5 protein-coding genes are annotated in these 5,199 nt (G+C 44.3%); all 5 read left to right on the forward strand.

Annotated features, from left to right (window positions below; all coding sequences use genetic code 11):
• The coding region (locus JX312_RS08890) for a hypothetical protein (RefSeq protein ID WP_204457751.1) at positions 1 to 343 on the forward strand (343 nt) is incomplete at its 5' end.
• A 27-nt stretch (positions 344 to 370) separates the two neighbouring features.
• Entirely contained in the window at positions 371 to 1,522 is a 1,152-nt protein-coding gene (gene nspC / locus JX312_RS08895) for a carboxynorspermidine decarboxylase (protein ID WP_239653873.1), read from the forward strand.
• Positions 1,523 to 1,526: 4 nt separating this feature from the next.
• Positions 1,527 to 2,156 (forward strand): hypothetical protein, encoded by a 630-nt coding sequence (locus JX312_RS08900; protein WP_204457753.1) that lies wholly within the window; start codon positions 1,527 to 1,529, stop codon positions 2,154 to 2,156.
• Between the two features lies 1 nt (position 2,157).
• On the forward strand, positions 2,158 to 4,464 hold the full coding sequence (locus JX312_RS08905; protein ID WP_204457754.1) for a CHAT domain-containing tetratricopeptide repeat protein: 2,307 nt from the start codon (positions 2,158 to 2,160) through the stop codon (positions 4,462 to 4,464).
• A 2-nt stretch (positions 4,465 to 4,466) separates the two neighbouring features.
• Complete coding sequence (locus JX312_RS08910; protein ID WP_204457755.1) at positions 4,467 to 5,168, forward strand: hypothetical protein; 702 nt, start codon at positions 4,467 to 4,469, stop codon at positions 5,166 to 5,168.
• Positions 5,169 to 5,199 lie beyond the last annotated feature (31 nt).

Below are 5,199 nucleotides of genomic sequence, written 5' to 3' on the forward strand. Positions count from 1 at the left end.
TTATAAAACATACAATACAGCAAGAAGAACCAATCCTGCTGATTCTTTCCGTTCCGGAAGATTCTCGGATTACGGATCTCCTTCGTCACGCCCGGATTATGGCAAAACCGCTGTCAACAGCCTGCATAGAATGGACACGACTGGGGTCGGAACTGCCATAAAACCGATGCATACTCCCGATGAGCTTGCAATCGGAATGCGAATACGCCATCCTAAACTCGGCGAGGGTGAAATCACCATGATGGGCAATGTGCAGGGAGAACCGAGCGTTACTGTTGACTTCGGGGTCACAGGTATCAAGAAACTCCTCTTGAAATTTGCCAAATTCGAGATTATCGGTTAAATGTCTCTTCTAAATAAAATTTTCATTATGCATTCAGATATTGACACACCTTATTACATAGTATACGAAGACCGTATTCGCCGTAACATGGAAATCCTCAGCCATGTTGCCAAAGAAGGCGGAGTCAAGATAATAATGGCATTCAAGGCAAATGCTCTCTGGAAAACATTTCCCATAATTGCAGACTACTTCAAAGCCTCCACCGCGAGTTCTTTGAATGAAATGAAACTGTCGCTTGAGTTTCTGGGCAATGAAGTCCATACATATTGCCCTGTCTATACCGACAAATCATTCCCTGAGTTTCTAAAGGGAAGCTCGCATATCACATTCAATTCGCTCTCCCAGTTCAATAAGTTTTATCCGATGTTGAAAGAATACAATAATTCTCATCCGGATAAACAGGTTTCAGCAGGTCTGCGCGTTAATCCACACTGCAGTGTGATTGAGACAGACATATATAACCCATGTGTGCCGGGTTCTCGATTCGGAGAGAAACCGGAGAATCTTGCTGACGGATTACCGGATGGAATCGAGGGACTGCATTTCCACGCGTTATGTGAGTCATCAAGCTATGACCTTGAAAAAGTTCTCGAAGCATTCAAGACTGAATACGGACATCTCTTGCCTGACATAAAATGGCTAAACATGGGTGGCGGACATCTTATGACACGTAAGGATTACGACATAAAGCATCTCATATCCATATTAAATAAGCTTCATGAAGAATATCCTTCACTTCAGCTTATCATGGAGCCGGGAAGCGCGTTCACCTGGCAGACAGGTGATCTGGTTACAAGAGTACTTGACGTTGTTGAAGACGCAGGCATCAAAACAGCAATAATAGACGCTTCTTTTGCATGCCATATGCCTGACTGCCTTGAAATGCCGTATAGACCTAACATTCTTGAGGCCCTTCCCGACGATGCCGCAGAAGGACATGTATACAGACTCGGTGGTAATTCTTGTCTAAGCGGAGATTTTACGGGAGACTGGAAATTTGCAGAGCCATTGAAAGCCGGAGACACGCTGACACTACTTGACATGAACCACTACACTACCGTAAAAACGAACATGTTCAACGGCATTCAGCATCCTTCTATATGGCTATCCCCTATCAAAGGCTCTCCCGTGCTCCTCAGGGAATACACTTATGATGATTATAAAACAAGAATGGACTGATACAATGAGAAAATATATCGCCTTCATAATAATTTTGTGTGGCTTTGTTCATAACGGATGTCTCGCCGGCGAGACGCTTCCTTCTGTAATGCGCAATTACATGATCGCTTGCAAGACTATGAACGAGGCTTTGGCGAATCAAGACAAGTCTCTCATGGAATCGGCGCTCGAGATGCTCGACAATCTTGAAGTATCGGCAATTCCCGATGAATATATACGTATCACACCGACTGATGACCGCATATCTCCCAAGATATATTTTCTTCCTGAATATGCCGACAGGCTGTTGTTGAATGATTTTATAATCGCTGAACTTGACGAGGCTTCTCTATTACGCGAGTCCTCTCTCTCGGATCCGGAGATATATGTATCGCATCACGGCGTAAAGGCAAAAGGGAACGTGACAGCCGAGCTAAGATGCGAGGGGCATGTTACGCTGTTTTTATCATCGGATGGTGTGCAGCCGCCCGTGGCAGTATTAAGAGATAGAGATTCAGGCAAAGAATATAAAGACTTTTCTACATCAGGCAACTCATCCTGGATAGAGTGGGATATGGAAAATCCCGGCTGGATTGAACTTTCAATATCCAACATAAGTGATACTGACGTTACATATGTAATAGCGTTGAACTGAAATGGCAAGATTCGCACTGTCACTGATATTGAGCCTTTTGTGGTGCTCTCTCGGCAACGCCTCTGTGTATCAGACAATGGGGCGAGCCCGGAATCTGGCGAGCCAAAACAGATATACAGATGCCGTAAGGGCCCTTGACAGTGTGATTAATTCACCGCACTCCCGGACATCATTATTGTTTGAAGCATATGATTCAAGAGCCAGATGCCATAAAAAATCAGGCAATTATTCAGCGGCACTTGCCGACTATGATGCCGCTCTCGGAATAGATGCCTCAGAATTGAACCGCGCAATAGTCTCTCTCAATAAGACCGACCTTCTTATACAGACAGGACAATATTCCGAAGCGGAAAAGATTCTCAATGACCTGCCTTGTCACAACCAAGATACGAAGAACAGGAGAATAACCAATCTGGCTTCCGTGTACACCCGGACCGAACGTTTTCAACAGGCTGAAAATCTTTACAAGACCGCAATATCGGAATTTTCCGACTCTACCGACAAGGCGATAATATGTCATAATCTCGGTGTTCTGTATATGCAACAAGGGAAATGGGCTGAAGCATCCAGGCAGTTAAGCATAGCCGATTCATTATACGGCAGACTGACTGCTGAAAAATTCATCTCCCTTTCCAACCTTGCCTTGTCTGAGGCATTCAGTCACAATTGCGAATTGGCAATCATGCATATCGACACTGCTCTTTCAGGACTTGCCCGCATTGTGAACTTATCTCATCCGGATCTTATTATTATGAGAAGAAAGAAAGCGGAGATACTTCTCGCATGCGGTAACACAGAAAAAGCAAAAGAAGAATTCAGGGAATATTTCAATCTCAACAGACAGAACATAATATCAGCCTTTGAAGGAATGTCTGTGCAGAACCGACTTGATTTCTGGAAAAAAGAAAAACCTCTTTTATCACTCGCATTCGGGCTTGAGAACAGTTATCCTGAATTATTGTTTGATGTGGCGCTGTTCAGACGTGGCATATCGATGCCGGCAAAAGGTGCGGAGTTCAAAAGTATTCTTAACTATAATGGCAGGGATATAAGGAATCGTTTAAGTAAAAAGGATGCTGCCGTTGATTTTGTGGTATATCCGAAACGAGACAGTTCCGGAAAACTTGAAAGCCACATGGGAGCCATAGTGGCGACTAAAAAGAATATAAGGTTCGTTCCGTTAGGTCTTGTTTCAGAGATTGAAAATCACATAGTAAACGGCATAAGACTTAAGACTGCGATCTCTTGTGGACGCGCTGATCACATCGATGCCGTGTATTCCGATTCATCCCTTACTCAAAAGATCTGGATGCCCGTGCTCGGGTGGCTTGACAACATCGACCGTCTGTTTTTCGTTCCTGACGGAATTTTCAATCTTCTTGCCATCGAACATCTGCCCGGTCTTCCTGCTGATATACGCATCCACCGTCTGACGAATCTTGTCAATCTGTTGTCAGAAAAAAGAAGTTCCACACCTCGTGATTTTCTGCTTGCCGGCGGCTTTGATTATGACGGTCTCCCTGATTCTGCCATAGAAAATATCTTGCCAAACCACAATGCCGCTGATTTCCTCAGGGATAATATCCGCGAGATATCATTTTCAACATTGCCCGGAATGAAGGCTGAGGTAGATACAATATTCCGGTTCATGCCGCATGCAGAACATACTTATCAGTTGTCTGAGGAGTATTTAAAACATAATTGCGGCAAATATGGCGGCATGCACATATCAACACACGGATATACTTTGCATCTGGATGATGACAAAGGAAACTATATACTTTCCGACTCTATCTCGGCAGACAGATCGCTGCTCGCTTCCGGGCTCGCTCTGTCAGGTGCCAATAACGCCCACAGACACTCCGATAGAGAAGACGGACTCCTATCCGCAAGAGAACTCTGCGATATGGACATGCGAAACATCGGTTTTGTTGTCCTGTCTGCCTGCCAGACAGCCGACGGCAAAGTCAGTGACGAAGGTCCCGCCGGACTCGTGAGAGGATTCAAGATTGCCGGAGCAGGAACAATTATAGCGACTTTGTGGGAAGTCAACGATGAGGCAGCAATGAGGTTCATGACAATGTTTTATAAACTCACAGCTCTCGGAAAATCAAAATCCGAAGCCTTTCGTCTTGCTCAGGATTATCTACGAGGATACTGCATTGAAGAACCTGAGATAATTGAAGAATATGATCCGGCAATCCAATCCTCCAGGATAATAGAGACCGGAAACACGGTTGTGTCATACCCTTTCGCCAGTCAGTCGATGTGGGCACCATTTATTTTAATAGACAATACAGATATTTGAACATGAACAGATTTTTATCATTACTCATTCTGGCTGCCGCCTTACCAGCATTCGCACAGTCGAACTCTCTCCACAATCTATCGGCAAATCAAGAATTTAAGGTTCTTGTATATGAGAATACCGATTCCACTCTTCTCACTTTCGGGAAAAGCATAAACAACAGAGGATTACTCGGAGATTCATGGAAAGTGATCAAGGGTGCATACCGCTCAACCGCACTTGGCACTGTGTCATCGGTGTCGGCAGACCTGCTGTCAGCAGGTATCGGTCTGGTTGCCGAAGCTCTTAGAGATAAGAAAGGAGACTGGATGCAACAGGTATCCGCAGATTGCAAATATACAAGGAAACTTCCCATGCAACAACAGATCACAGACTTCTATGCCTCTACATCCACCCGAGGTGCAATGGATCTTGATAGCATTGTTTTTGATGGTTTCGGTTGCCAGCAGTTCCTGAATTTCAATAATCCCGAAACCGGCAAGCCTGAAAAATTTCTTGTCTTCGATCTTAAATGCACCTTAAGGAAAGACGAACAAGGGAAAAACAGAATGCTGCATCACAGCAAATTCGAGGTGGAGGTAGATCATCTTTTTTTCAATCCATACCTCTGCAATCTCCCTAATGATTCGCTTAACACTGCAAACATAGAGTTAAGAACTCCATTCAGCTTTGCATCGAGAAAGAATCTCACTAGTGTCTCTTAAAAAGTGTTAATCAAATTCGAGGTCAAGAGTT

The organism is Barnesiella sp. CU968, from assembly GCF_905219685.1.
Lineage (GTDB): Bacteria > Bacteroidota > Bacteroidia > Bacteroidales > Muribaculaceae > Lepagella > Lepagella muris_A.

Excerpts from the sequence above, each read along its gene's own strand:
- nspC (WP_239653873.1), top strand. The coding sequence starts at position 371 with ATGCATTCAGATATTGACACACCTTATTACATAGTATACGAAGACCGT.
- JX312_RS08900 (WP_204457753.1), top strand. The coding sequence starts at position 1,527 with ATGAGAAAATATATCGCCTTCATAATAATTTTGTGTGGCTTTGTTCAT.
- JX312_RS08905 (WP_204457754.1), top strand. The coding sequence starts at position 2,158 with ATGGCAAGATTCGCACTGTCACTGATATTGAGCCTTTTGTGGTGCTCT.
- JX312_RS08910 (WP_204457755.1), top strand. The coding sequence starts at position 4,467 with ATGAACAGATTTTTATCATTACTCATTCTGGCTGCCGCCTTACCAGCA.